Source organism: Cohnella suwonensis (assembly GCF_042655365.1).
Classification (GTDB): Bacteria; Bacillota; Bacilli; order Paenibacillales; family Paenibacillaceae; genus Cohnella; species Cohnella suwonensis.
In genome coordinates this window covers 94,692-120,297 of record NZ_JBHSMH010000097.1, presented here as the reverse complement: position 1 = coordinate 120,297, position 25,606 = coordinate 94,692, and the positions used below count along the sequence as shown (strand labels likewise).

The 25,606-nt window shown below is 53.2% G+C and carries 19 protein-coding genes and 1 pseudogene; 8 read left to right on the top strand and 12 right to left on the bottom strand.

The genetic code is table 11. The annotated features are described in order from the left end of the window. Positions 1-45: 45 nt before the first annotated feature. From ACFPPD_RS21975 to speD, 4 genes are all read right to left on the bottom strand, one after another. The gene (locus ACFPPD_RS21975; protein WP_209744542.1) at positions 46-993 is read right to left on the bottom strand and encodes an ROK family protein; all 948 of its coding nucleotides are present in this window, start codon (positions 991-993) and stop codon (positions 46-48) included. A gap of 21 nt (positions 994-1,014) precedes the next feature. Further along, entirely contained in the window at positions 1,015-2,199 is a 1,185-nt protein-coding gene (locus ACFPPD_RS21970; RefSeq protein WP_209744540.1) for an ROK family transcriptional regulator, read from the bottom strand. Positions 2,200-2,351: 152 nt separating this feature from the next. Then, positions 2,352-2,507, bottom strand: a complete 156-nt coding sequence (locus tag ACFPPD_RS21965) for a hypothetical protein (protein WP_209744538.1) — start codon at positions 2,505-2,507, stop codon at positions 2,352-2,354. Between the two features lie 76 nt (positions 2,508-2,583). After that, complete coding sequence (gene speD / locus ACFPPD_RS21960; protein ID WP_209744536.1) at positions 2,584-3,387, bottom strand: adenosylmethionine decarboxylase; 804 nt, start codon at positions 3,385-3,387, stop codon at positions 2,584-2,586. Between the two features lie 168 nt (positions 3,388-3,555). Here speD and ACFPPD_RS21955 point away from each other — a divergent pair, with 168 nt between their 5' ends. The 3 genes from ACFPPD_RS21955 to ACFPPD_RS21945 are packed head-to-tail and all read left to right on the top strand — an operon-like array spanning position 3,556 to position 7,046. Beyond that, positions 3,556-3,936, top strand: a complete 381-nt coding sequence (locus tag ACFPPD_RS21955; RefSeq protein ID WP_209744534.1) for a hypothetical protein — start codon at positions 3,556-3,558, stop codon at positions 3,934-3,936. Between the two features lie 24 nt (positions 3,937-3,960). After that, positions 3,961-5,463: a sensor histidine kinase gene (locus ACFPPD_RS21950; protein WP_209744531.1), complete on the top strand. Its 1,503-nt coding sequence runs from the start codon at positions 3,961-3,963 to the stop codon at positions 5,461-5,463. 5 nt (positions 5,464-5,468) lie between these two features. After that, complete coding sequence (locus tag ACFPPD_RS21945; protein ID WP_378083351.1) at positions 5,469-7,046, top strand: DUF3369 domain-containing protein; 1,578 nt, start codon at positions 5,469-5,471, stop codon at positions 7,044-7,046. Positions 7,047-7,196: 150 nt separating this feature from the next. On the opposite strand, the gene ACFPPD_RS21940 is transcribed toward ACFPPD_RS21945, so the two are convergent. The 3 genes from ACFPPD_RS21940 to ACFPPD_RS21930 all read right to left on the bottom strand — a co-directional run bounded on the left by ACFPPD_RS21940 (position 7,197) and on the right by ACFPPD_RS21930 (position 12,111). Next, positions 7,197-8,516, bottom strand: coding sequence for an ABC transporter substrate-binding protein (locus tag ACFPPD_RS21940; RefSeq protein ID WP_209744528.1), 1,320 nt, complete (start codon positions 8,514-8,516; stop codon positions 7,197-7,199). Between the two features lie 132 nt (positions 8,517-8,648). Further along, positions 8,649-10,286: a response regulator transcription factor gene (locus ACFPPD_RS21935; RefSeq protein ID WP_209744525.1), complete on the bottom strand. Its 1,638-nt coding sequence runs from the start codon at positions 10,284-10,286 to the stop codon at positions 8,649-8,651. Further along, positions 10,279-12,111: a sensor histidine kinase gene (locus tag ACFPPD_RS21930; protein WP_209744522.1), complete on the bottom strand. Its 1,833-nt coding sequence runs from the start codon at positions 12,109-12,111 to the stop codon at positions 10,279-10,281. Before ACFPPD_RS21930 ends, ACFPPD_RS21935 begins: the two co-directional genes overlap by 8 nt. Positions 12,112-12,266: 155 nt before the next feature. On the opposite strand from ACFPPD_RS21930, the gene ACFPPD_RS21925 reads away from it, so the two are divergent. Beyond that, complete coding sequence (locus ACFPPD_RS21925; protein ID WP_209744518.1) at positions 12,267-13,157, top strand: carbohydrate ABC transporter permease; 891 nt, start codon at positions 12,267-12,269, stop codon at positions 13,155-13,157. Continuing rightward, positions 13,157-13,999: a carbohydrate ABC transporter permease gene (locus ACFPPD_RS21920; protein WP_209744515.1), complete on the top strand. Its 843-nt coding sequence runs from the start codon at positions 13,157-13,159 to the stop codon at positions 13,997-13,999. Before ACFPPD_RS21925 ends, ACFPPD_RS21920 begins: the two co-directional genes overlap by 1 nt. Before the next feature lie 96 nt (positions 14,000-14,095). On the opposite strand, the gene ACFPPD_RS21915 is transcribed toward ACFPPD_RS21920, so the two are convergent. After that, positions 14,096-14,767 (bottom strand): hypothetical protein, encoded by a 672-nt coding sequence (locus tag ACFPPD_RS21915; RefSeq protein ID WP_209744512.1) that lies wholly within the window; start codon positions 14,765-14,767, stop codon positions 14,096-14,098. A 138-nt stretch (positions 14,768-14,905) separates the two neighbouring features. Between ACFPPD_RS21915 and ACFPPD_RS21910 the strand changes: the two genes are divergently transcribed. After that, positions 14,906-15,580 (top strand): response regulator transcription factor, encoded by a 675-nt coding sequence (locus ACFPPD_RS21910; protein ID WP_209744509.1) that lies wholly within the window; start codon positions 14,906-14,908, stop codon positions 15,578-15,580. Continuing rightward, on the top strand, positions 15,570-16,922 hold the full coding sequence (locus ACFPPD_RS21905; protein WP_209744506.1) for a sensor histidine kinase: 1,353 nt from the start codon (positions 15,570-15,572) through the stop codon (positions 16,920-16,922). The genes ACFPPD_RS21910 and ACFPPD_RS21905 overlap by 11 nt, the downstream gene beginning before the upstream one ends. Before the next feature lie 21 nt (positions 16,923-16,943). Here ACFPPD_RS21905 and ACFPPD_RS21900 read toward each other — a convergent pair whose 3' ends face one another. Together ACFPPD_RS21900 and ACFPPD_RS21895 are read right to left on the bottom strand one after the other, a co-directional pair. Continuing rightward, the gene (locus tag ACFPPD_RS21900; RefSeq protein ID WP_209744503.1) at positions 16,944-17,549 is read right to left on the bottom strand and encodes a DUF2087 domain-containing protein; all 606 of its coding nucleotides are present in this window, start codon (positions 17,547-17,549) and stop codon (positions 16,944-16,946) included. A gap of 727 nt (positions 17,550-18,276) precedes the next feature. After that, positions 18,277-18,849 (bottom strand): SLOG family protein, encoded by a 573-nt coding sequence (locus tag ACFPPD_RS21895; RefSeq protein WP_209744500.1) that lies wholly within the window; start codon positions 18,847-18,849, stop codon positions 18,277-18,279. A 41-nt stretch (positions 18,850-18,890) separates the two neighbouring features. On the opposite strand from ACFPPD_RS21895, the pseudogene ACFPPD_RS21890 reads away from it, so the two are divergent. Next, positions 18,891-19,149 (top strand): annotated as a pseudogene (locus tag ACFPPD_RS21890) (lipoate--protein ligase family protein); the annotation flags it as partial. An 85-nt stretch (positions 19,150-19,234) separates the two neighbouring features. Here the strand turns inward: ACFPPD_RS21890 and htpG are convergent. Together htpG and ACFPPD_RS21880 are read right to left on the bottom strand one after the other, a co-directional pair. Beyond that, complete coding sequence (gene htpG, locus ACFPPD_RS21885; protein ID WP_209744497.1) at positions 19,235-21,115, bottom strand: molecular chaperone HtpG; 1,881 nt, start codon at positions 21,113-21,115, stop codon at positions 19,235-19,237. 283 nt (positions 21,116-21,398) lie between these two features. Further along, entirely contained in the window at positions 21,399-25,556 is a 4,158-nt protein-coding gene (locus ACFPPD_RS21880) for an S-layer homology domain-containing protein (RefSeq protein ID WP_209744494.1), read from the bottom strand. Between the last annotated feature and the right edge of the window lie 50 nt (positions 25,557-25,606).

Below are 25,606 nucleotides of genomic sequence, written 5' to 3'. Positions count from 1 at the left end.
CGAAAACGGTACGATTGCAAGACCGATATGAAAAAACAATGAGCCTCATCCCTTCGCGACGAGCAGAGCCGCGCCGATCGCCCCGGCTTCCTTGCCGAGCAGAGGACTGACGATCCGCACGTCCGCGGCCATCGAAGCGATGCCAAGGTCGGCGATCGCCTCGCGCATCGGCCCGAGCAGCGGCTCGCCGATGGCGGACGCGCCGCCGCCGAGCACGATCGCTTCCGGATTCGTCATATGGATAATGCTGACGAGAGCGGTGCCGAGCGCTCTGCCGGCTTCGCGCAGCACGCCGAGCGACAGCCCGTCGCCCGCGGCCGCCGCTTCCGCCACGTGCCGGGACGTGATCGCCGCTCCGCCGGCGATCGCGAGCAGCGTAGCCGCTTCTTCCGGACGTTCGGCGGCGAGCCGTTGTCCGGCGCGTCCGATCGCAGTCCCCGACGCGTATAGCTCGACGCACCCGACGTTGCCGCAAGGACAGCGGGGTCCGTTCCAGTCGAGCGTAATGTGACCGAGCTCGCCCGCGCTGGAATCCCTTCCGCGGATGAGCTTGCCGGAGCTGACGATGCCCGCGCCGATTCCCGTCGATACCGTAACGTAGACGCAATCTTGCGTGCCCTTGCCCGCGCCGGCAGCCCATTCGCCGTACGCGGCCGCGTTAGCGTCGTTCTCGAGCCTCACCGGTACGCCGAACGCATTCTCCAGCTTCTTGCCGAGCGGCACCTGATGCCATCCCAAATTCGCCGCGGTCGCGACGATGCCTTCGGCGGCGTTCAGCGTGCCCGCCGTCGCCACGCCGATGCTTGCCAGCTTCTCGCCCGGCTCCAGCATTTCGCGCAGGAGCGCGATCATTCGACCGATGACGGCCTCTTCCCCCTCGGCGGCATTCGTGCTCGTCTCCGCGTGGCGGAGCTTCGTTCCGTTCTCGTCCGTCAGCACCGCGAGAATTTTCGTGCCGCCCAAGTCGATGCCCGCGTATACTTTCTTGTCCATAGCCTTCATTCTACCTCCGCTTTATTTCAACACCGACGCGCTGAAAATGTTGTGCAGCATTAACGCCGCCGAGCCGAACAGAGCGCCTTTTTCTCCAAAAGTCGCCCGCAATATTCCGTGTTTCGAGAAGACGAACGGAACCGATATATTCAGTAGTGCGGCATTCAATTGCTCCGATAGCTTGACGGAACGATTGATCCAGCCCTCGATGATGACGACCTCGGGACTGAGGAAGTTGACGGTGCCGGCGATCATGAGGCTTGTCACGCGAGAAATCCGCTCGAATACCGGCTCAAGCCATGTCTCGCCCGCATCTGAACGGGCGATGATTTCGTCCAGCGAATCGGGGACGGCGATGCCCAGATTCGTGGCAAGGTCCCTGCATCGGCCCAGTACATAACGACCGCCCAGTACCGTTTCCATGCAGCCCCGCTGACCGCAATTGCAGATTTCACCGTCCGGATCGACGGAAATATGTCCGATCTCGCCGGCCGCTCCCCTGTATCCCGAATAGATCTCCGATCCGAGAATGATGCCGGCTCCGATCCCCTCGTCGATTCTCAAATAGACGAGGTTGCTCTTGTCCTTCCCCGCGCCGAAATAATGCTCGGCGAAGGCGGCCGCGTTCGAATCGTTAACGACCTTGATCGGCACGCTCGGGAATATCACGGAAAGCTGCTTACGCAGGTCGACGTTTCTCAGCTTCAGCAAGCCGGAATAGACGACCGTCTCTTCTTGCTCGTCGACGATGCCCGGAATCGAGATGCCGATGCCCATGATCAAGTCCGCGCGCAACGTTTCGACTTGGTTGACGCAAACCGTAATCGCGTCGAAAATTTGTTGCGCAAGCGATACTCCGCCGATCTCGAGCTTCGTTCGATGCTCCGCGACGATCTGCCCGTGCAGGTTCATCACCGCGCAGATCAGCGAATGGATGCCGAGCGAGATGCCGACGACGCACCCGCCGTCCTTGTTGATTTGCAAGGCGAGCGCCCTGCGACCCGCGCCGGGTGAGATTTTCTCCCCGATGACCTCGACGAGGTTTCTGGCGATAAGCTCCTCGATCAGCACCGAGACGGTCGTCGGGCTCAGCTTCGTGATCTTCGTCAATTCCGCCCTCGTGATTTTCCCTTCCCGGTGGAGCAGGTTCATAATCATCGCGGTATTGATCTCTTTCATCAATTGCAGGTTGCCCTTTACTCGCACGTCGCGTCAATCTCCCGTCCGCACCTGTCGCCGTCGTAATTATTTCATTCAATGGAATAATTATAGTATAGTACATGGTCCGGCCTGAGTAAACGAAAACCCTTCCGGAGGAAAACCGGAAGGGCGCGCCGAAACCGACTAAGCCGACGGACTTATACGCCCGTTCGCCTTTTCTGGTTGTTCTGCACTTTGTTGATCTGCGTCTTCATTTGCTTGACGTCCGAGGAGAATCCGGCTTTGCCGTTCTGCGCTTGCTGGCGAGCTTTTTTCTTCTCGAGAATTTTCTTGATCGCGTCCGCTTGGCTCATCTGTTGACAACCCCCTTGCATGAACCGAAATCTACGTTTCTATTGTACACGATCGGAGGTTGTTCAAAAAGTCCGATTACTTGATATTTTTGCCGTAAAAAATTTCGTCCATTTCGTCTTTCAGCCGTTCGGCGATATCGCGCTGATCATCCTCGCTCAGCTTGTCCTTCGAGTAGCCGAACAAGTAGTTGTTCAAGTCGAAATCGCGCAGCTTGCACTTCGTATGGAAAATGTTCTCCTGGTACACGTTGACGTCGATCATGTCGTACTGCTGGATGATTTCCTTCGGGATGTAATTCTGGATCGAATTGATAGCGTGGTCGATGAACAGCTTGTTACCTCTAATGTCGCGAGTGAAGCCCCTTACCCGGTAATCGATCGTCATGATGTCGGTATCGAAGGAATGAATCAAATAGTTCAGCGCCTTCAGCGGCGAGATTTCTCCGCACGTCGATACGTCGATATCGGCCCGGAACGTGCTGATCCCTTCGCTCGGATGGTATTCCGGGTAAGTATGCACCGTGATATGGCTCTTGTCCAGCTGCAGGACGACGTTGCCGGGGAGCGGTCCGGGCGATTCGTCGTACGATTCGTTCGGCACTTCCACTATGGGACCTTCCGAGACGAGAAGCGTCACGCTCGCCCCTTGCGGCACGTAATCCTGCTTCGCCGTGTTAAGGACGTGAGCGCCGATAATGTCGGACACGGCGTTCAGGATTTTGGTCAGGCGGTCGGAATTGTATTGCTCGTCTATGTAAGCGATGTACGCCTCGCGCTCTTCTTTCGTCTTCGTGAAGCAGACGTCGTACATATTGAAGCTGAGCGACTTCGTCAGATTGTTGAATCCATGCAGCGTGAGCCTTTGTTCCGGCGTCAGCATCGTCTTCCCCTCCCGTTCTCCACTCAGCGTGCCCCTTTCCCGCGTTCCCGATTCAGCCGCGTCCCCGCCCGCAGGCTGCAAGATTGAATCCCGGAAAAATATCCCTCCATTTTTCGACAAAAAACTTTATAATATAGTCGAATGCAACTTATAGGCGAGGTGTTACGAATGAGAATCATAAGCGTTTTGCTCTTTTGCTGTCTTCTTCTGTCCGCATGCGGCTCAACGAAATCGAGCTCCGGCGGCGATAGCAACCAAGAAGCGCACAAACCGACGATGGACGTCAAGATGGTTATCGAAGGCAATCAAGTAAGCGTCACCGTCGATACGGATATGAAGATCTCGCCCGAGCATTACGGCATGGCCCGCAAAACCGGCGAAGGACACATCCATATGTATCTCGACAACGGGGAGAAAATCGGCGTCAAGGAAGGGAAGAAGGTATTCCCCGATCTTGCCGCAGGCAAGCATACGTTGAAAGTATCCTTGCACAACAACGATCATACTCCCTACGACGTCACGAAAACGTTCGATTTCGAGATCAAATAACGATTCGTTAACAGGAGAAGAGACGTGTTCAAAAACATTAGCCTGCAAACCCGAATTCTGGTTCTCGTTACCGCCGTTACCATCGTACTCATGTCCATCGTCGTTTGGTTTAACTCCTATAGCTTGCAGCGCTCCGTCGAAGAAACGTACGTCAGCCAGCTCGACGGGATGACGACCGCGATCAACGGGCGGTACGAGGAGTCCCATTCGATGGAAGACGTCCAGCAAATTTTCGACTATATCCAGTACAAAGACGGAAATGTGATTCAGCTGACGTTGTACGGGAAAGACGTGATTCTCGCCTCGACGGATCGCAACCTGGTCGGCCAACCGTCCCCGCGCGAATTGCTAAACTCGCTGCAGTCATCCGAGGACGAGACGCTCGTCGCGCACCTGCGCAACGAAGACGACGGCATTCCCAAGGACAGGCTGACCGCTCCGCTAAAGGAAGACGGAGTCACGATCGGTGGGATCGAGCTCCTCTTGGATACATCCGAAAGCAGACGTCTGATCCAAGACCGCATTCGCATTATCGTCGGCGTAGGGATCGCCATGGCCGTTCTTCTGCTCGCGGTTCTCTCGTTCATTATCCGCAAGCTGCTGATCCGGCCGCTGCTCAGATTGCGGGAAGCCGCGCTATCGGTCAAGAAGGGCGACGACTACAAGGAACTCTTGCTTGATTCCAGCCAAGAAATCAACGAAGTCGCTTCCGCTTTTAACGAGATGGTCGGTAATCTGGAAGGCCGGTACATAGAGCTTCAACAAGCTCAGAAACAGCTCGTCGAATCGGAGAAAATGGTCGCCTTGGGCAGCTTGGTCGCAGGAGTGTCTCACGAGATCAATACTCCGATCGGCATCGGCGTCACCGCGGCCTCTTATCTGGACGAGCGATCCAAAGCATTCCAGTCGTTGTACCAAGACAACAAGATGAAGCGCTCGGATTTGGATGAATACCTGAAGTCGGTTCGGGAGACGACGGGCATGATCCAGACGAATTTATTCCGCGCATCGGAGCTGATCCGTAGCTTCAAGCAGGTAGCCGTCGACCGGTCAGTCGAGACGAAGAGAACGTTCCAGATCAAGGAATATATCCGGGAAGTGTTAATCAGCCTTCAACCGAACCTGAAGAAGACGAAGCTGCGGGTCGTTCTGCTCGGCAAGGACGGAGTGTCCATCTATAGCGATCCGGGCGCGATCTCGCAAATCGTGACGAACCTGATCATGAACTCGATCATCCATGCGTACGACGCCGACGCCGAAGGAACGATCACGATCAACACTTCGTCCTATAAAGACGAGATGACCCTCCATTATTCCGACGACGGCCGAGGCATGGCATCGGAGATCGTCGAGCAGATCTTTAATCCTTTCTTCACGACGAACCGGGCAGGGGGAGGCACCGGACTCGGCATGCATATCGTCTACAATCTCGTCACGCAATCGCTTGGCGGCACGATCAGATGCGAGAGCAATCCGGGCATCGGCACCGAATTCATTATCCAAATACCTATGAAGAACGAGGGATGACAGCTATGGCAAGCGACCAACAGGACGATTTTCTGATTTTCGCCGACGACGAGAACGATGAGCGCGGGAACCCGGAGGCTTCCGGGACCGCTGCCCGCGGCGAGCGCTGGAAAGTCATTATCGTCGACGACGAGCACGAAGTCCACAACGTTACCCGGCTGGTATTAAGCGACTTCGAATTCGACGGCAAGCGGCTGGAGATGATCAGCGCGTACTCCGAGGCCGAGGCGCACGAGGTGTTACGGGACCATCCGGACGTCGCCATCATTTTGTTAGATGTCGTCATGGACCAGGACGATACCGGCCTGCGGATTGTCCGGCACATCCGCGAGCAATTGAAATATCAATCGGCGCGCATCATTCTGCGCACGGGCCAGCCCGGTCAAGCGCCGGAGAAGCTCGTGATCACGAACTACGATATCAACGATTACAAAGAGAAGACGGAATTGACTTCGCAGAAGCTTTTTACGACGGTCATGTCCGCTCTTCGGTCCTTTCGCGACATCGTCGTAATCGAGAACAACAAGCTCGGCCTGGAGAAAATCATCAACTCCTCCGCGGACCTGTTCGAGCTGAAGTCGATGCGCAAATTCGCTTCCGGCGTGCTCACCCAGCTCACGTCGATTCTCAACCTGAACAAGAACGCGCTTCATTGCAACAGCTATGCCGTCTCGAAGGGTCAAGAGAAAATCTATATATTGGCCGCCAGCGGCGATTACGCCCCGAGCGAGAACGATCGGATCGAAGACCTCGTGCCTCCCCGCGTGCTGAGCAGCATCGAGAAAACGTTCAAGGACAAGAAGGGCAGCTTTTACGACGAGCACTTCACCTGCTACTTCCAGAGCAAGACCGGCAGCGAAAACGTCATCTATTTCGAAGGATCGACGCCCTTGAACGAATGGAACCGGTATTTGATCGAAATATACAGCTCCAACGTGTCCGTCGCTTTCGAGAACATTTACTTGAACGAGGAAGTCGAGAACACGCAGAAAGAAATTATTTTCACGCTCGGCGAAATCGCGGAGACGAGATCGAAGGAAACCGGCTATCATGTCAAACGGGTCGCGGAATACGCCAAGCTGCTCGCGCTCAAGTACGGCCTTCCCGAGGAAGAAGCCGAGCTCGTACGGCTGGCTTCTTCGATGCACGACGTCGGCAAGGTCGCCGTTCCGGACGCGATCCTGAACAAGCCCGGCAAGCTGACCGACGAGGAATTCGATACGATCAAACACCATACGAATTTCGGTTACGATATGCTGAATCATTCGAACCGCGATATTATCAAATACGCCGCCATCATCGCCCACCAGCACCACGAGAAATTCAATGGAACCGGTTATCCAAACGGACTCGCCGGCGAGAACATTCATATTTACGGAAGAATCGTGGCGATCGCGGACGTCTTCGACGCCCTCGGCAGCGACAGGGTATACAAGAAAGCTTGGCCTCTGGACGACATTCTCGCCTATTTCAGGGGAGAAAGCGGCCGCCACTTCGATCCGAAGCTGCTCGATGTCTTCTTTGACAACTTGCCCGGCATTTTGCGAATCCGGGACGAGTACGCGGAAGCGGCGAAAAGTTGATCGGATTAATCGATTGCCTTAAATTACAAAGAGGAGAATCCCGCCGGGATTCTCCTCTTTGCTACTCATGAAGTTATTTGATCGTAATATCCAGACGCTTCATCTCCGGCGACAAGTTACCGCTTGAATAGACAAATTCGCGGATCTATCTTATTGGGCGGAGCCGAATTGAATCCAAGCTTTCTGAATCTCGCTGACGGTATCGTCCTTCGACTTGCTGCCGCCGATATAGGCCTGCATCAGTTCGCCGAACTTCTGATGGAACGTATCGAGCGAGTAGTTGACGGAAAGGTCTCCGGACTTCTCGGTTTTGAGGATTTCTTCCATTTGCTTCGGCATGTCGAGATTCGGAAGCGGCGCATCCTTGATTGGAGGAATAACCTTCGCTACGTTAGAAAACCAGCTCTTGCCGTAATCGGAAGTATAGAGCCAATTGAAGAATTCGATCGTTTCTTTGGCGACTTTCGAATCTTTGTTAATCCGCAGCGCTTGGTCCGCGCCCGTAATGATCAACGCTTGATCCGCTTTGTCGCTCACGGGATAACCGGCGATGCCAAGTTGGAAATCCGGGGCGATTTTCTTGATCGCTTCTTCGTCCCATGCGCCTTTACCCGTCATGAATGCCGCTTTGCCGGACGCGAAATCGCTGACTTCGGCATTGCTATCGCGCTCAAGAGGTTTGTCCGTGCCATGCTTAACGGTTAGGTCGATGAAATTGAAGAAGTTGTCGTTCAGAACGGGATGATCCTTGAACGTCGTTTCCCCGGCAATGAATTTAGCGACTAAATCTTTAGCGCTCATATTCGCGTCTTGCGCCGCGGCGTCAACGAAATGCTGGAAAATATGCTTCCAGACCCACCACTCTTTGTATCCGTTAGCAAATGGCGTGATTCCTTTGGCTTCCAGCTTCGCGATCGCGTCATTAAGCTCCGCCGTCGTTTTCGGCGGCGCGGAAATGCCTGCATCCGCCAGCAGCTTCTTGTTGTACATCAGAACGAAGAGGTTGCCTTTAACCGGCAAGCCGAGTACCTTGCCATCGGAGGAGGACATATTGGAGCGAACGGCGTCGGTCATCGCGGCCGCAAGCGGTTCGTTCGTCAAATCGGCGCTATATTCCGCGAAGGTGTCGATATCTCCGCCTGCCGTCGTTTGGAACACGTCCGGCGTGCTGCCCGAAGCGATTCTCGATTTAAGAACCGTGTTGTAATCGGCCTGCATGATTTCCAGGTTGATCTTCACGTTCGGCTTTACCTTCTTGTATTCCGCGATATAAGCATTGAAAGCATCCGTGTATTCCGGAGAAGCCGTGAACATGTTGATCGTTACGGAAGCCGCTTCCCCGCTCGCCGGCGCGGATGCCGTTCCCGTTGCGGCGCCGTTGTTCGCGTTATCGTTGTTGCCCGAACATGCCGCCAGAATTCCCATCGTCAGCACCGCGCTAGTCGACAGTGCCAGAAGCCTTTTTAACATCGAAATGCCCCCATTTCATGTGGTTGAATAACGTCTACGAGGCTTATTCTAATGTTTCGGAAGACGGATAAAAATGCACATAAGTGAATTGTTGAGGGTAAAAAAGCGTACGGATGTGCTTGAGTTCGCATTTTATCCGTTCATCCGGTTCTCCCGATATTCGGTTGGCGAGTACGAATAATAGTTGCGGAAGGCTTTGCTGAAATAATTTTTGTCCTTGTAGCCTAACATCTCGGAGATATCCTGGATTTTCAGGCTGCGATCGTCGAGCAGCTCCTTGGCTTTGTCCATGCGTACTTTCTGCACGTACTCGTGGATGCCGGTACCGAACTCCTGTTTGAAAAGCTTCATCAGGTATTCCCTGCTAAGAAAGTATTTATCCGAGAAGACCGATATTTTGATGTCTTCGAAGTAATGATTGTCGATGAAGCTTTTAATATCTCCGACGTCGAACGGGCGATTCACCGTCAAGGCCTTGCGAATTTCTTCGACGTAATATTCGAGGATCCGGTTAAGCAAAGACTCGTATTGGCCGAAGTCGGTATAATCGGCCGATATTCCCTTCATCCGCAGGGCGTGATCTCCGCCGATCAGCAACCGCTCGGGCGATACCTTCAGTTCCAACGCGATGTCGTTCAGCAGAACGACGAGCTCGCGCGCCGTCCGGTCGGCTTCCCAAACGCTGAAACCGCCGGAGGATTTCCAGCTTTTCGCCAGATCGCCCATGATTCCCTTCGCGTGTTGGATACTTCCGTTCTCAAGCGCGCTTCGAATCATCGGAATTCGGCTGGAGATGGAAAGATTGTCCTTATGGAACGATTGCGCCGCTTCGTTCGTCACCGCGCTTCCATTGAGCTTCAACAGATCGACCCCGTTGATGGACGCTTTCGCATTATCGTAAGAATCGGCTATGTCCAGCGCTTCGTCGCATAGGTCGCCGATGCCGACGAGCGCGACGATGCCGAATAGCTTGGCCAAAGTCGCGGAAACCCGTTTCATCTGGTGAACGGAACGGTAGACCATATCTTCCCGGTACCCGCCCTTCATGGTGATGACCGCGATCATCTCCCTCTCTTCCTTCGGGCTGGCGAAGCTGAAGCAATGAAAATGGTCGCTTGCGATCTCGTCGATTACGTTCGCGATGGCGAATCGAAGCAGATCGACGTCGTTATGGAAGCGGCCGACGCTTACGGCTTCCAGATTCAGCACTCGCAAGACGACCGTCGCGAAGCGGTTCATGGCATCGTCCGCGCCGATGAGAGGCAGGAACGTTTCGTTCATTTGATTTTTGAAGCTGCGTTCGATGAGGGATATATACACTTTTTCCTTCAATTTGGGCAAAGACAAGTTCAGCGTTATGTTTTTGCTGATGTGCTCGCTCTTCATTTTCCGCTTGGCCTCGAGCACGTTGATCGCTTTCAGCAGCGCTTCGTTGAGGTCGCGCCGGTTGACGGGCTTAAGCAAATAATCAACGACCTTGGCGTGGATCGCCTGTCTCGTATATTCGAAATCGTTGTACCCGCTAATGACGATCGTCAGCAAATCCTGATATTCCCGTTCGATGACGCGCAGCAGCTCCACGCCGTTCATCTCGGGCATCTTCATGTCCACGATGACGAGATCGATCTTATGCTCCTCCAGCATGGAAAGGCCGATTTTACCGTCGGTCGCTTCCAGCACCCGTTCGACCCCTAGCTTCTCCCAATCGCCCAGAATGCGTATCGCCTCGCGCAGAGGCTCTTCGTCGTCGATGATCAGAACTTTATACATAGCTGCCACTCCCCCGAGGTAACCTCATCTCCATTACCGTTCCCGTATGATCCGTTTTGATGCCAAGCTCCGCTTCTTCTCCGTAAAGCAGCTTCAAGCGCGTATGAAGGTTAACCAATCCGACGCTTTCGCTGTCCCCGGTCCGATCTTCCCATTCGTTCCGGAACGAATTCAACACCTGATCCAGCCTTCCCGAAGCAAATCCGGGACCGTCATCCCTAACCGAAATGACGGCAAGGGTTGGCGTCAACAGTGCCCCGATGACGATCGTGACCGTATGGGAAACACTCTCCAGCGCGTGCTTAATCGCATTCTCGACCAACGTCTGAATGGACAGCTTCGGGATCTTGAGCTCCATCAGCGAGTCGTCCCACTCGTAAACGACTTGAAGCCTGCTGCCGAATCGGGCTTTCTGCAGAGATAAATAACGCTCGATATGCTGCAGCTCTTCTCTGGCGTATACGACGTCTTTGCCGCTGATGCAGTACCTCAACGTCATGGCGAGCGCATCGATCATATCGGCGATATCGTATCGGTCGTTCTTAATAGCTTTCGTCGATATCGCCTGCAAAGCGTTATAGAGGAAATGCGGATTAATCTCGGCTTCCAGCGCCTTCAGAATCGCGTTCTTCTCCACTAGCTTCATTTTGTACCGCTCGTTGATAAGTTCGTTCGTTCTTCTCACCATCTGATTGAAGTGCCGGGACAAGTACGCGATCTCGTCTCTCCCCTTGACTTCCGTCTCCGCGTCGAAATCGCCCGCGCTGAAACGGCTCATCTGATGGGACAGCCTCTTGAGCGGTCTCGTGATGGCGTTGGAGGTTAGGGTCACGAGAATAACCGACAGGAGCAGGAATAATAAACCGATCGCGTAGTTGAGATTGCGCGTCGTGATCGCCGCTTCGTAAAGCTGCTTGTAAGGAATCAGCTTGACCAGCTTCCAACCTCGCTGCTTGCCTGCGTCGAAGACGACCAGATACTTCTGCCCGTCGCCGGTCCACTTCAACCGGCCGGTCGGTTTGTCCTTCAACCGATCGATCAGTCCGGCATCGTCGGCCCGACCGTAGAAGCCCAAGTCGTCCGCGTCGAACAATTCGTTGTCCGGTCCCAGAAAGAAGAGATGCTGATCTTCGTTGAACGGGATATCCTTCATAATCTCGTCCTTGGCCGATGCGTTGAAGTAATAAGAAATGACCGCCTGCGGCTGGCGGGTAACGATGGTCTTGAGAACCCGGTGGTAGGCCATGAAGCTCGTTTTCTTATCGACAGGGTAGCCCGTCTCGGTTCCCGGCTCCGCGAAGGATTGATGAGCCGAGTTAGCGGGGCTTTCCATGACCTGCTTGTACCAATGCATGCCGACGATGGAAGGGTTAGAGCCCGTTCGCACCGTAATATTATAGTTTTCCTGGGAGATGGAATAATACTTCTGCTGATCGACGACGTACAAGTAAATCGAATCGAGATCCTTGCGCGAGAAGTATAGATTCCTCAAGTAATTTTCCAAGTACATCCTGGAAGCATAATCCTTGTCCTCGTGCGCGAGGGCATACGTTAGTTCGTCGTACTTGATCTGCGGCATGGACATCTGATCGATGCCCTCCAAATAGTCTTCCATGTTCCGGTTCACGAGCAGCAAATTATTCGTCGTGCTCGCGATGCCGTTGTTTACGGATTCCCTCTGAAGCATCTGATAAGAAATAAAGGTTAACGACGCAACGACAAGGATAATCGCGGTAGTGGAGATGAGTATAAGCTTGTTGACCAGCCTGCGGGAAATCCAGCCGAACCGGATCAGCATGAGGATGTTTAAGACTCTTCCGAGCATGTTGTTCCCCCTTTCCGGATACGCATCCGTTCACCTTTTTACCCCAAAATGATTTCATTAATCCATTTTTGCGATATGCGGGCTATTTTATAATACATTCATTGGATTGAAAAGAAGTCGAGATAAGATGGACTTCAGCGAAACGAGGTGCTCTAATGTTCAAGAATCTAGGCAGAAAATGGAGCGATAAGCTGGAGTTCGGCATTTTTACTTTGCCGGTTCTGATCTGCATCGCCGTTGCGTTCTATATTCCGTTCGCCATGACCATTCGCTACTCCATGACCAAGTGGAACGGAATTTCCAAGAGCCCTAAGTTTATCGGCCTTGATAATTTCAAGCAAATATTCATGGGAGATTCGAATTTCACGGACGCGGCTTGGTTTACCGTTAAATACGCGGTCTTGTATATCCTTATCGTGAACGTGCTCGCCATCGGGCTTGCCGTCATTCTGGACATGAAGCTGAAAAGCACGACATGGCTGCGTACGTCTTTCTTCATTCCGTATATCCTTAGCCTCGTCATTGTGGGCTTCATCTGGAAATTCATCTTCATGCAGGGATTCGAGTCTCTCGGAGCAAGCACGGGGTGGGGGATATTCAAGCTCAGTTGGCTTGGGGAGCCGGGACTGGCATTCCTATCCATACTCGGGGTATCGGTATGGCAATCGATCGGATTCTACATGGTCATCTATATAGCAGGCTTGCAATCCGTACCGGAGGATCTGAAAGAAGCGGCAACCGTCGACGGTGCCGGACCTGTACGTAGGTTCGCGAGCATCACGTTGCCTTTGCTTGCTCCTTCCATCACCATTTCCGTCTTTATGGCGTTGACGAATTCCATCAAAGTATTCGACGTCATCCTGTCCCTTACCGGAGGAGGACCCGGCGGCACGACCTACAGCGTTGCGTACGATATTTACAGAGATACTTTCCAGAACAACCTGTACGGTTACGGAACGGCTAAAGCGCTTATCCTCTTCGTCGCGGTATTAGCGATCACCCTGCTTCAGCTAACCCTCTTCAAGAGAAGGGAGATCGAGGCGTAATGAAAACGAAAACGAACAGATTATCAGCAGGACGCGTCGTCCTTGAAATCGTCATGATCCTATTATCGATTCTTTTCCTGTATCCACTCATCCTGGCGCTTATCAACTCTTTGAAAAGCTTCAGCGAAGTCATGACCGACGTCGTTGCTCTTCCAAGGCACCTCGCCTTCGATAACTATTCGTACGTATGGAGCTTCATCAATTATCCAAGGTTATTCTTGAATAACGCGATCGTGACGATCGTCGGGCTTGCCGGTATCGTCCTCGTCTCCTCGATCGCGGCTTATAAGCTATCGAGAACGAAGTCCAAGATGAGCGCCATTCTGTATATCCTGTGCATCATGCCGATGCTCATTCCGTTCCAGTCGATCATGCTGACCGTGCTGCAACTCGCCAAGGATATCCATCTCACGAACAGCACTTGGGGACTTGGCGTACTATACTGGGGATTCGGCGCGCCTCTTGCCGTGTTTATCTACCATGGGTTCGTGAAGGGGATTCCCAAAGAAATCGACGAGAGCGCCACGATAGACGGGGCTTCCGGCTTCCGCTTGTTCTTCTCCGTCATTTTCCCGTTGCTGAAGTCGGTTACCGCGACGATCATCATTATCGACGTCATGTGGATCTGGAACGATTTCCTGCTTCCGCTCCTCATGGTTAACGGCTCTCCGACGACGAAGACGTTAACGCTTGCCGCCTACACCTTCGTCGGCCAGTATACGTCGGATTGGCAATACGCGATGACCGCGATGGTCATGGCCGTTCTGCCCTCCATCGTCGTATTTATCTTGTTGCAGAAATTCATCGTTAAAGGCGTCGTTGCCGGAGCCGTAAAAGGATAAGATGATAGCTTACTCGCAGCAAACTTCTTGATCAAATAGAAAAATGGCGGTGCAAGGGCAATTATCCCTGTACCGCCATTTCTCTATTTCGTACGATTATTTGATCGTTATAGAAGAGATGCTCCCGTTCGTCTTAAAATCCTTAGTGAAGGATAAAGTAGCTGTCGCGGTAATCATTCCGCTCGGCCCCTTCACGGTTATTGTCGGAGGGGAAGAATAGCCTGCTCCCGGATTCGTGATCTTAACACCGGTCACGACGCCATTCGTAATCGTCGCAGTCGCGGTTGCCGGAGTCATCTGCCAGGTTTTGCTTTGTTTTCCGTTATAGCGATAGAAGTTGGACACCTCATCCAAGCGGTCATTCGCGATCCCATAGGGAGCAAGGACTTTAAGAAGGGCCGCTTTGTTCCGCTCGGCGAGCTCGGAGCTTGGCTGGCTATCCAATCCTGAAGGAGTGACTCCGCTAAATGCTTCTCGGAAAACCTCGGTGGGTACCCCAAGCGCCGCAGCAATAAGCACGACCGGTCTGCCATGGTCTTGGGGGTCCGTGTCGAATCCGCCGGATATAACCACATCGCCGACTTGCTTAGGAGCGGTTACAGTTCCGTTGTCCGTTTTATTGTTTATTTTACCGTGAGGTCCTCCTTTGCAATCCTCTCTTGCCGGTGCGGCAGACACCCGGTCATTCCTGCTGAACGCTAACCCTCCGCTTACGACAATCGCGGTTGCCAATGCGCAGACGATAATGCTTTTCGTTTTTTTATTCATCGTAATCTTCCCTTCTTCTCGTTGGATTGTGTATGGCTTGATTCGTATCTTACTTGGACTTGGTGAAATTATGGTGAAAGCACCAACCCTATCGATTATACTTTCTCTGAAGCGTTATTCGGGAAATGGGGCAAAGGGATGAAGATCCTATTGGCGGAAGACGATGTCCGGTTGGGCGAACTGACGGCGCATATGCTGAAGAAAAAAACCGGCTGCACGGTCGATTGGGTAACGACGGGCAACGATGCGTTCGACTATGCGACGGCTTCCAGCTACGATGTTGTCGTGCTCGATTGGATGATGCCGGACGGGAATGGCCGCGATACGTGCGCCAGACTTCGCCAGTCCGGGTATCTTGGAGCGGTGCTGATGCTGACCGCTAAGGATGCGTTGCAGGATCGCGTCGAAGGTCTCGATGCCGGAGCCGACGATTATCTGGTCAAGCCGTTCGAGATGGACGAGCTATTGGCTCGCTTGCGTGCATTGATGCGCAGAAACTTCGTTCCCCTTCATGAGGATGTCATCCGGATCCGCGATCTGGTGCTGAAGCGTACGAGTCAGATCGTCATTCAAGGCGATCAGGAAATCCAATTATCCCCGCGCGAATTTCAAATTCTGGACCTGCTGCTGCAGAACAAAGGACTTACGCTTACCCGCGAAGTCATTTTGGACAAAGTATGGGGTCTTGATGCCGACGTGAATCTGAAATCGATCGATGCGACCGTCAAATTAATCCGTAAGAAGCTCGAGAATTCCAATTCGCGGGAGCTCATTCTGAGCGTGAGGGGCGTAGGTTATAAAATTGAAGCGTAACTGGGGTTCCATCAAGAGGTTGTTAATCGAAGGCGACTTGTTCGACCGGACACGCCATAAGCTGGCGCTCCAATACAGCGGCGTGCTTATCGTGTTTCTCGGCTTGTTCGTCATTATCGTGTATGTCCTGCTCTATCTGTTCATCTGGAATGATCAGAGATCCCATCTGAACGAGCTCGCCGATAGCGAAATTCGTACGCTGCAAGAGTGGGCCGACCAAGACGGCAATCCGAATCGACTTCCCCCGCGTTCCGTAGAGGATGCCTTCTCGATTAGCGCCGATCAATCTTTCTATTATTTGATCGCCGAGAATGGGAGCTTGCAGTTGGGGGGCGAGATGCAACAGGTACTGCGCTCTCAAGTGATGAAGTCTATCGCGGAGGGCGATCTCGGAGGGACAGGGATACATAAAGTCATCTTGCATACGAATCAGGGAGAAAAGGCAAGATTCCTTGTTACCGGCCGCGACTTGAGCTGGAATGGGGAGCGAATCAGCACCTTATATGTAGGCAAGGAAGTTACGTTCCAGCACAATCTGTTCCGTTGGCTGCTCATTCTTCTGATCGGGATGGCGCTGCTGTTCTTCGTTATCGCTTTATGGTTAAGCCATCTGATGTCTCGCAAAGCGATTATACCGATTGCCAAAGCCTATGCGAGACAACGCGAGTTCGTAGCCGACGCCTCCCATGAGCTGCGTACTCCTCTGAGCGTCATGCTAACGTCGATCGAAGCCCTTCAGCTCGAGGAAAGCATCGATAGCGATCCCTTCTCGAAGAACGTGCTAAACGGGATGAAAGACGAGGTTCAATCGATAACGAAGCTGGCCGGGGAACTGCTGATCCTAGCCCGCACCGATTCCGGCGAATTCGTGCTGGACCGCTCCTTGTTCAATCCGAGAGCCGCAGCCGAGAGAGCGATTCATAAGCTCCAGCCCTTGGCCCAAGCCAAGGATATTTCCATCAAGTTGAATGCTCCCGAAGAGCTGACCGTAAATTGGGACGAGGAAAAATTAACGCAGCTGCTCGTACTGTTAATCGACAATGCGATTAAATATACGCCGGGCAAAGGGGCGGTTGACGTCAATCTTGCAGACGGTATGGAAAAAGGAGTCCGCTTTCTCGCAATAGAAGTGAAGGACAACGGGATCGGTATTCCAACCGAAGCTCTTCCTTGCATATTCGACCGTTTCTACCGCCAGGATAAGTCGAGAACGCGCCAAACCGGCGGCCATGGTCTTGGTCTTGCGATCGCCAAGAGCATCGCGGATGCCGGCCAGGGTACTATTCGCGTGGATAGCACGGTCGGCGAGGGCAGTGCGTTCAAGGTGCGGATTCCCCTATGAAATGAAAACGAGGCGAGCACTTTAGGACAATTGTTCCCAGCGCGCCCATAGCTCCCGAGGGTTCAACTCGTACACTTCGCGCTCCCGGTACATGAATTGATGCATGATGAACTCCCGGCGAATCGTCGCGAAATCTTCATGATACGTTTTAATGAATTCGTTCAGCTCTTTCTCCGAATACCGTCTGCCGATCTCTAGGCGCGCGGCGATATGCTCCAGCACGATCAGCTTCTTCTTCAATTGGGCGGGAATGCTCTTCAGCTTGCCGTCCGCCGCGAAGAAGTTTTTCAGCACGTTGTCTCTCGTTCGTCCGAACTCCTCGTCGTTCATCCGATTCGTCTCTCCTTTGTTCGCGCCTCGGTTGATCAGCGCCTCCGACGCCGCGAAATAACTCTTCATGAAATAATCGTCCAGCTTAAAATAAATCGCGTTCTTGTCCCTGCGTTCGTTGATCAGCGCCGCCTCCCGCAGCTTCGCGGCATGGAACGTGACGGTCGCCGGCGTGACGCCGAGCTTCTCCGCCAGCTCCTGCCCGTTCCGCTCTCCTTCCGCTAGCAGGATAAGCATCTTCAGCCGCGTCGCGTCGGCAAGCGCCTTATGGAAATTGACGACTTTATTTAATTGCATGGGGAGGGTGCCTCCATGAGATTTGATGTATATCTAATTAGATGATAATTAAATTAGATCCAAAAAGCAAGAGCCCACGCCCACGGACGCTATTCGCGTCGCATTCGAACCGTCGGCACACCACCGATAACGTACGCACTCTCGGACGCTCTTCACAACACGTTCAGACCGCCGACAACAAATAACGCACTCACGGCTGTTATCCTCAACGCGTTCTCCCAATATACCAATTAGCGGTGTGCGGCACCGGTATTTCGGTGGATCGATGGAAATCGAGGCATTAGCGGCGCGGGACACCGTTATTTCGGCGAATCGAGGGAAATCGAGGCATTAGCGGCGTGGGACACCGTTATTTCGGTGGATTGAGGGAAATCGAGGCATTAGCGGCGCGGGGCATCGTTATTTCGGCGAATCGAGGGAAATCGAGGCATTAGCGGCGCGGGACACGGTTATTTCGGTGGATTGAGGGAAATCGAGGCATTAGCGGCGCGGGACACCGTTATTTCGGTGGATTGAGGGAAATCGAGGCATTAGCGGCGCGGGACACGGTTATTTCGGCGAATCGAGGGAAATCGAGGCATTAGCGGCGCGGGGCATCGTTATTTCGGCGAATCGAGGGAAATCGAGGCATTAGCGGCGCGGGACACGGTTATTTCGGTGGATTGAGGGAAATCGAGGCATTAGCGGCGCGGGGCATCGTTATTTCGGCGGGCGTCGAACCTTGCGCCTACTCGTCCGCAGAAAAATACGCGTCCCCGTAGCTCTCTTCCGTCGCGAGGTCCTGGATGTCCTGCGCGCTGATCGCGAAGTAGCCGTAGCCTTCCTTCTCGTTCTTTCGAAGCGCCTTTTCCTTCATGAACCGCGGGCTCGCCTCTCCGGCATCCTCGTCGTAGACGAGGACGATGCCGTCCGTCTTGCGCAGCAGAAGGTCGTCGCGCGCGGTAAACTGCCACGGTCCGACGTACGGCTGCTTGCTGACGGCGCCGTAGAAATCGAGGCGCTGCGTCAACTGCCGGTAATAATTCTGCCGCTCTTTTTTCCAATTCTCCTCGGGGTTCAGGAACGCCGTCAGCACGGACACTTTCAATTGCGGATAGCGCTCCTTCAGCTCGAGCGCGGTCTCGCACGCCCACAGATCGACGCCGTACTGGCCGGGCGTGATGACCCATTCCAAGCCGTCTTCCAGCAACGGAACGAGCTTGGTCGCGATCGCTTTGCGTATATAGGCGATGCCCGCGTGCTTCTGATCGTAGATGCCGAGCTCGTGCGCGCGGTAACCGGTTACGAGTATATTTTTCAAGGCGGTACCTACTTCCGTTCCCTTAAGGTGCGTGACCTCCATTGTACCAGACCGTCGGCCCCCGATGTGACTTTGTTCCGACGCTGAACTTGGCGCTGGAAGAATATATTTTACGGTCTCTTCCGGATACGGAGGGCTTCCTGCCTCATCTATATCAACGAACCGTCGATCATCATCGGCAAGAACCAGAACACCGTCGAGGAAATCAACGCCGAATACGTCGAAGCGAACGGCGTCCATGTCGTGCGCAGACTGTCGGGCGGCGGTGCCGTCAACCAAGATTTCGGCAACCTCAACTTCAAGCTTTGTTTGGCATATATGATCTGCGCTGCGTGCGCGTACGAAAACACCCCGACTTCGGCCGAAGTCGGGGTGTATCATTCCATTAAACCATGATTTTGCAAATATCGTTCGTGAACGCAACGGGATCCTCGATCGACAAGCCTTCGATCAAGAGCGCTTGGTTGTACAGCAAGCCCGTGTACAAGCCGAGCTTCGTCTTGTCGTTATCGAACGCGTCCTTGAGCGACTTGAACACCTCGTGGTCGGGGTTGATCTCGAGCACCTTCTCCGCCTTCACGTCTTGTCCGCTCGGCATCGCCTTCAGGATCTTCTCCATCTCGATCGTCAGATCGCCTTCGGTCGTCAAGCAGACCGGGTGGGACTTCAGACGCTTCGACGCCTTGACGCTCTTGACTTTGCCTTCGAGCAAGCCTTGCATGTACTCGAAGAGCTCCTTGTTGCCGCTCTGTTTCTCCTCGTCCTTCTCTTCCGAATCCGATGATTCGATGCCCAGATCGCCGCTGGATACGGATTTGAATTCTTTATCCTTGTACGACGAGATCATCTTGATCGCGAACTCGTCGATGTCGTCGGTGAAGTACAGAATCTCGTAGCCTTTGTCCAAGACGATCTCCGTCTGCGGAAGCTTCTCGAGCCGATCGACCGATTCGCCGGACGCGTAGTAGATGTACTTCTGGTCTTCCGGCATCCGGGAAACGTATTCGTCGAGCGTGACGAGCTTTTTCTCCTTGGAGGAGGTGAACAGGAGCAGATCCTGCAGCACGTCCTTATGCATGCCGTAGTCGTTGTACACGCCGAACTTGAGCTGGCGGCCGAACGCCTTGTAGAACGTTTCGTACTTCTCGCGCTCGTCCTTGAGCAGGCTGAGCAGCGTCGACTTGATCTTGCTTTGGATGTTCTTCGCGATCAGCTTCAATTGGCGGTCGTGCTGCAGCATCTCGCGGGAGATATTGAGCGACAGATCCTCGGAATCGACCATCCCTTTCACGAAACCGAAGAAGTCGGGCAGCAGGTCGCCGCACTTGTCCATGATCAGCACGCCGTTCGAGTACAGCTCGAGTCCTTTTTCGAACTCCTTCGTGTAGTAGTCGAATGGGGTGTTCTCCGGGATAAATAGAATCGCCTGGTAACGAACCGCGCCGTCAGCGCTCAGGTGAACGTGTTTAAGCGGCTTGTCGAAGCCGTAGCGCTTCTCGTTGTAGAAGTTGGCGTAGTCCTCGTCCTTCAGCTCGCTCTTGTTCTTACGCCAGATCGGCACCATGCTGTTGACCGTCTGCTCTTCCTTGAACTCCTCGAACTCGCCTTCCTCGCCTTCCTTCGGCCGACGGCTGCTCATGTCCATCTTGATCGGATAACGGATGAAGTCCGAGTATTTCTTGACGATCGCCCGCAAGCGGTATTCCTCGAGGAACTCGTCGTAGTTGTCGTCTTCCGTGTTCGGCTTGATCTTCATGACGATTTCCGTGCCGACTGCGGCTTTCTCCGCCGGTACGATCGTATAGCCGTCCGCGCCTTCGGATTCCCATTTGTACGCTTCGTCGCCGCCGAGCGCGCGGCTCGTGACGGTGACGACGTCCGCGACCATGAACGCCGAGTAGAAGCCGACGCCGAACTGCCCGATGATATTGTGGCCGTCTTGCGCCTCGTTCTCCTTCTTGAACGCGAGCGAGCCGCTCTTGGCGATGACGCCGAGATTGTTCTCGAGCTCTTCCTTCGTCATGCCGATGCCGGTATCGGCGATCGTCAGCGTACGGGCTTCTTTGTCCGCGGTTACTTTAATGTAGTAATCCTCTTTGTTGAAGATGAGCTTGTCGTCGGTCAGCGCTTTGTAATAAATTTTGTCTACCGCGTCGGAAGCGTTGGAGATGAGCTCCCGCAAGAAAATTTCCCTTTGGGTGTAGATCGAGTTGATCATCATCTCGAGCAATCGCTTCGATTCCGCTTTGAATTCCTTCTTGGCCATGAATCCGTTCACCTCGTGGTATAAATGGGTACCACACTATATTAGCACTCTTCGCGCCAGAGTGCCAGACTGCTCGTCGTCACTCGCGCGACGATGAGATAGGAATCACGCGCGCTGCAGACATATCCGGTTCCGATAATTCCAATGTGACCCAATTAACGAAAGTGTTGATCGCGCGATTCAAAGCGTCCATATTTAAAGAACAAGAGGACTCCCTAGGGGAAGTCCTCTTGTTCTTTAATCGGCGCGCCGTTGTTACCGCCTTCAGATAGCCCAAGTTTAGTTACTTGCTCTGTTGCGCCAGCATTTTCAGTAGAACCGTCACAGCCTCTGCTCTTGTTGCTTGGGCATTCGGATTGAATTGGTTTGTGCCTGTGCCTTCCATAAGACCAAGCTTCTTAATTGCTGCCACTGCCCCTTTTGCCCATGACGGAATGTCCTTGTCATCAGCGAAGCCGGTTACGTCAGTCGACTCGATGGACAGTTTAAGCGCATTCGCGATCATCGCTGCCATCTCAGTGCGCGTAATCTCAGCATTCGGACGGAAAGAGCCGTCCTTATAACCTTTAATAATGCCTGCTTGTACCGCTTGCGCGACTGCTTTCTGTGCCCAGACTCCAATCTTAGCCGAATCTGTGAACGTCAGCTCCGCTCCTGCTTCTTGGGGCTTGAGCGTATTCATCAGCATGACCGCAAATTCAGCGCGAGTTACGGTTTTGCCCGGTTTGAACGTTCCGTCTAGATACCCACTGACGATTCCATCGCTTACCGCTTGCTTGATGTTAGCCTCCGCCCAGTGTCCGGAAATGTCGCTAAAGTTAACATCTGTTGTCGTATCTGTTGTAGGCACATCTGCTGCTTCGTCAACAGCGAGTACCGCAAACTTCGTAAAGTGATCGACATCTACAGTGATTTTATTGCCATTCACCTTTCCGCCGACTTTCACCCATTCCTTCTTCGCTTCGTCATAATAGAATACGACTGGCTTTTGATTACCCTTCAAGCTTGATGGATCGAATGTGAAGGCTAGCGTGACCGGGTTGCTGAAGTTCTCCGGGAAGTTTTTCAGAATCTCATATGCCGCGCTAACCAGAGCGCCTGTACTCATCTGAATGTTTTGTGTTTCGGCCAATTTTTCTATGGTGATTCTCAGATCTCTTCGTGTTGCGTCTGCCGGAATCGAGACCGTGACCTCATCGTTTAGGCTGACCTCGCCCGTACGGCCTGCGGGAAGCGTTAGTTTACCGTCAGTTGAGGTAACTTTATCGCTTGTTGTACCGCCGCCACCGCCTCCAGTAGTGGATGCAGCCGCCCGTGTCACAGTCACTGTATACGCCTTTGTTGTTCCGTCCTGCGCTGTTACTATGGTGGTGATTAGGTTGCTGCCTACATTAAGGTTGATGGCTCCGCTCGCTTGACCGCTTGCAACGGCTGTCCCGTTTACCGTCATCGTTGCGTGGCTATCATACACGCTTGCCGTTACGGAAAGACTCGATACACTGTTAGCCACGATTGAAGTGTAGCTCGTTGTCCCGGATGCGAAGACCGGACTTAGCGTACCGCTCGACAGTGTCAGTCCGCTCAAGTTGGCGTTGCTGCTTGCTGCCGTTTCGCGGTTCACAGTGAGCTGATACGGATTTTGCGTTCCGTCCTCTGCCGTTACCAGAATCTGAATCAGGTTAGACCCGACAATCAAGTTCGAAGCGCTATAGGAATATACACTGTCCGTTACGGAGACGAAATCCGCTCCCGTTACCGTAAGCGTTTGGATCGGGTCTGTTTTGGCCAAGGAAAAGTTCAGGCTTGTTACCGCGTTAGCCACATCCACCGAATAATTCGGATGGGTTGACGAGAACACCGGCGATAACGCGGCTTGATCTACGGCTAGGCTAGACAATAGAGCGTTGTTGCTTAACCACTGCGCGTACAGTGTCACATCGGACGTACCCATTGTGAGAGTCGCTCCAGCGGCGTAACTTGTACCGCTTCCAACCGCTTCCGTGTTCCAGCCGGCAAAAGTATATCCCGTCTTCGCCAGACTTCCGCCATCCGCAATGGCCACCATCGCTCCCAACTTATAAGCCATGCTATCGACAGGCGCGCTTCCGGATGCAGCATCGTTAGCATTATAAGTCACGGTGAAAGTCATGAGATTCAATAAAAACGGATATCCGCCATTTGTCTCCGAGTTTATGCCCCATACAGTATCAAAGTCCCAACCGCTATAAGTGGTTTGCGTATTCATTTCACCAGTCGATTTGGGTTCGCCTTTGCCTGTATCCGATTGCCCAGTTGTTCCCATGTCGTAGAAGCTGTTGCTGATAGTTGCAGTATTTTCACCAACCAAACCGCCTACATTTGCGTCCCCGCTGCTTACGCTTGCTGCGGCGTAGCTGTTACTGATGGTTGTATGATTCTCACCAATCAAGCCGCCTACATAGCTTGTACCGCTCACACTTCCTGTGACGTAGCTGTTGCTGATCAGTCCATTATGCGATTCGCCAACCAAACCGCCTACTCTTTCGCCCCCGCTGCTCACGGTTGCTGCGGCGTAGCTGTTACTGATGGTTGTATAATAATTGTAACCAATCAAGCCGCCTACATAGTTTGTACCGCTCACACTTCCTGTGACGTAGCTGTTGCTGATCAGTCCATTATCCGATTCGCCAACCAAGCCGCCTACATTATCGCCGCCTGTAATGGTTACATTTTCCAACTTCATATTGGATAGATTGGCATTTTCTGCCCAACCGAATAATCCTATAGGATCATCCGTATTCGGCCTGTTAATCGTCAATCCCGTGATTTTGAACCCGTTTCCGTCCATATTCCCCTGAAATGAGGTGTTCCAATCTCCTATGGGCAGCCAACCTTCGCCGGCCTGGTAGCCGCTCAGATCAATATCCGCAGTCAGCTTGTAATAAAGACCCGAATCCAAAAAATACCTGACCTCATTGAGCTGCCCGGCGGTTGCGATCTGGTAAGGATCGCTTGCCGCACCTGATCCTTCGCCGGTGTATATATGAGACACATCCTGAACCACTGTTGCATCCGTATACCCGGTTGCTTTGATCGAAATGGTATGATTTCCTTTATCCAATACACCGGCGCGGATCGTAAGCTTCCCTTCGCTCAGCGTGTAATCCGTTCCCGCCGCCATCAGCACCGATGTCGTGTTGGCCTTCACCTTCGTGATTGCCGCACGCCATGCCGCATCATCCGCGAACGTGATCTCGATGTCGTGCATCTGATCCGTGTCCGTCGTGTCCGCTGTCAAGCCCGGTGATACCAAAAACGTGTTAAATTGCATCACCGTGGCTTTATTGCTGTTCCCCCCATCCCGATAGGCCACATAAGGGGTGCCGTCTGTAGCTATAGACAGGGAAATGTATTCTGCCTGACCCTTCGAAAATCCAGCGCTGCCCACAGTCACCCAAGCACTGCTGCCGCTGTCATACTTCATCACCGTGGCTTTATAGCTGTTCCCCCAATCCCGATAGGCCACATAAGGGGTGCCGTCTGTAGCTATAGACAGGGACATGTAATCTGCCTGACCCGCCGAAAATCCAGCGCTGCCCACAGTCACCCAAGCGCTGCTGACGCTGTCATACTTCTTTACCGTGGCTTTACTGCTATTCGCCCTATCCATATAGGCCACATAAGGGGTGCCGTCTGTAGCTATAGACAGGGAAATGTATTCTGCCAAACCCGCCGAAAATCCAGCGCTGCCCACAGTCACCCAAGCGCTGCTGACGCTGTCATACTTCTTTACCGTGGCTTTACCGCTATTCGCCCCATCCATATAGGCCACATAAGGGGTGCCGTCTGTAGCTATAGACAGGGATATGTAATCTGCCCAACTCGCCGAAAATACAGCGCTGCCCACAGTCACCCAAGCACTGCTGCCGCTGTCATACTTCATCACAGTGTTTGAATAGGCCACATAAGGGGTGCCGTCTGTAGCTATAGACAGGGAAATGTATTCTGCCTGACCCTCCGAAAATCCAGCGCTGCCTACAGTCACCCAAGCGCTGCTGCCGCTGTCATACTTCTTCACCGTGACCTTATAGCCGTTCCCCCCATCCTGATAGGCCACATAAGGGGTGCCATTATAGACTTGTATGGATACGTAATCTACCCTACCTGCCGAGAAACCGGCATTGCCCACAGTTTCCCAACCGTTGACGCTATCATACTTCATCACCGTGGCTTTACCGCTGTTCCCCCAATCCGCATAGGCCACATAAGGGGTGCCATTATAGACTTGCATGGATACGGAAGTTACCCCACCTGCCGAGAAACCGGCATAGCCCACCGCCTGCCATGACTGTACGGCCGCATACGCCTTTCCTCCCCCAGGCACAAGAAGCCCCGGAATCCCTCCTATTACCAACAACATAGCCAAGATCATGGCCACTACTTTAGTACCTTTAATACGCATTCTTCTTCCTCCATATCTACTCTATTTACTGATTTTGTTACAACAATCGA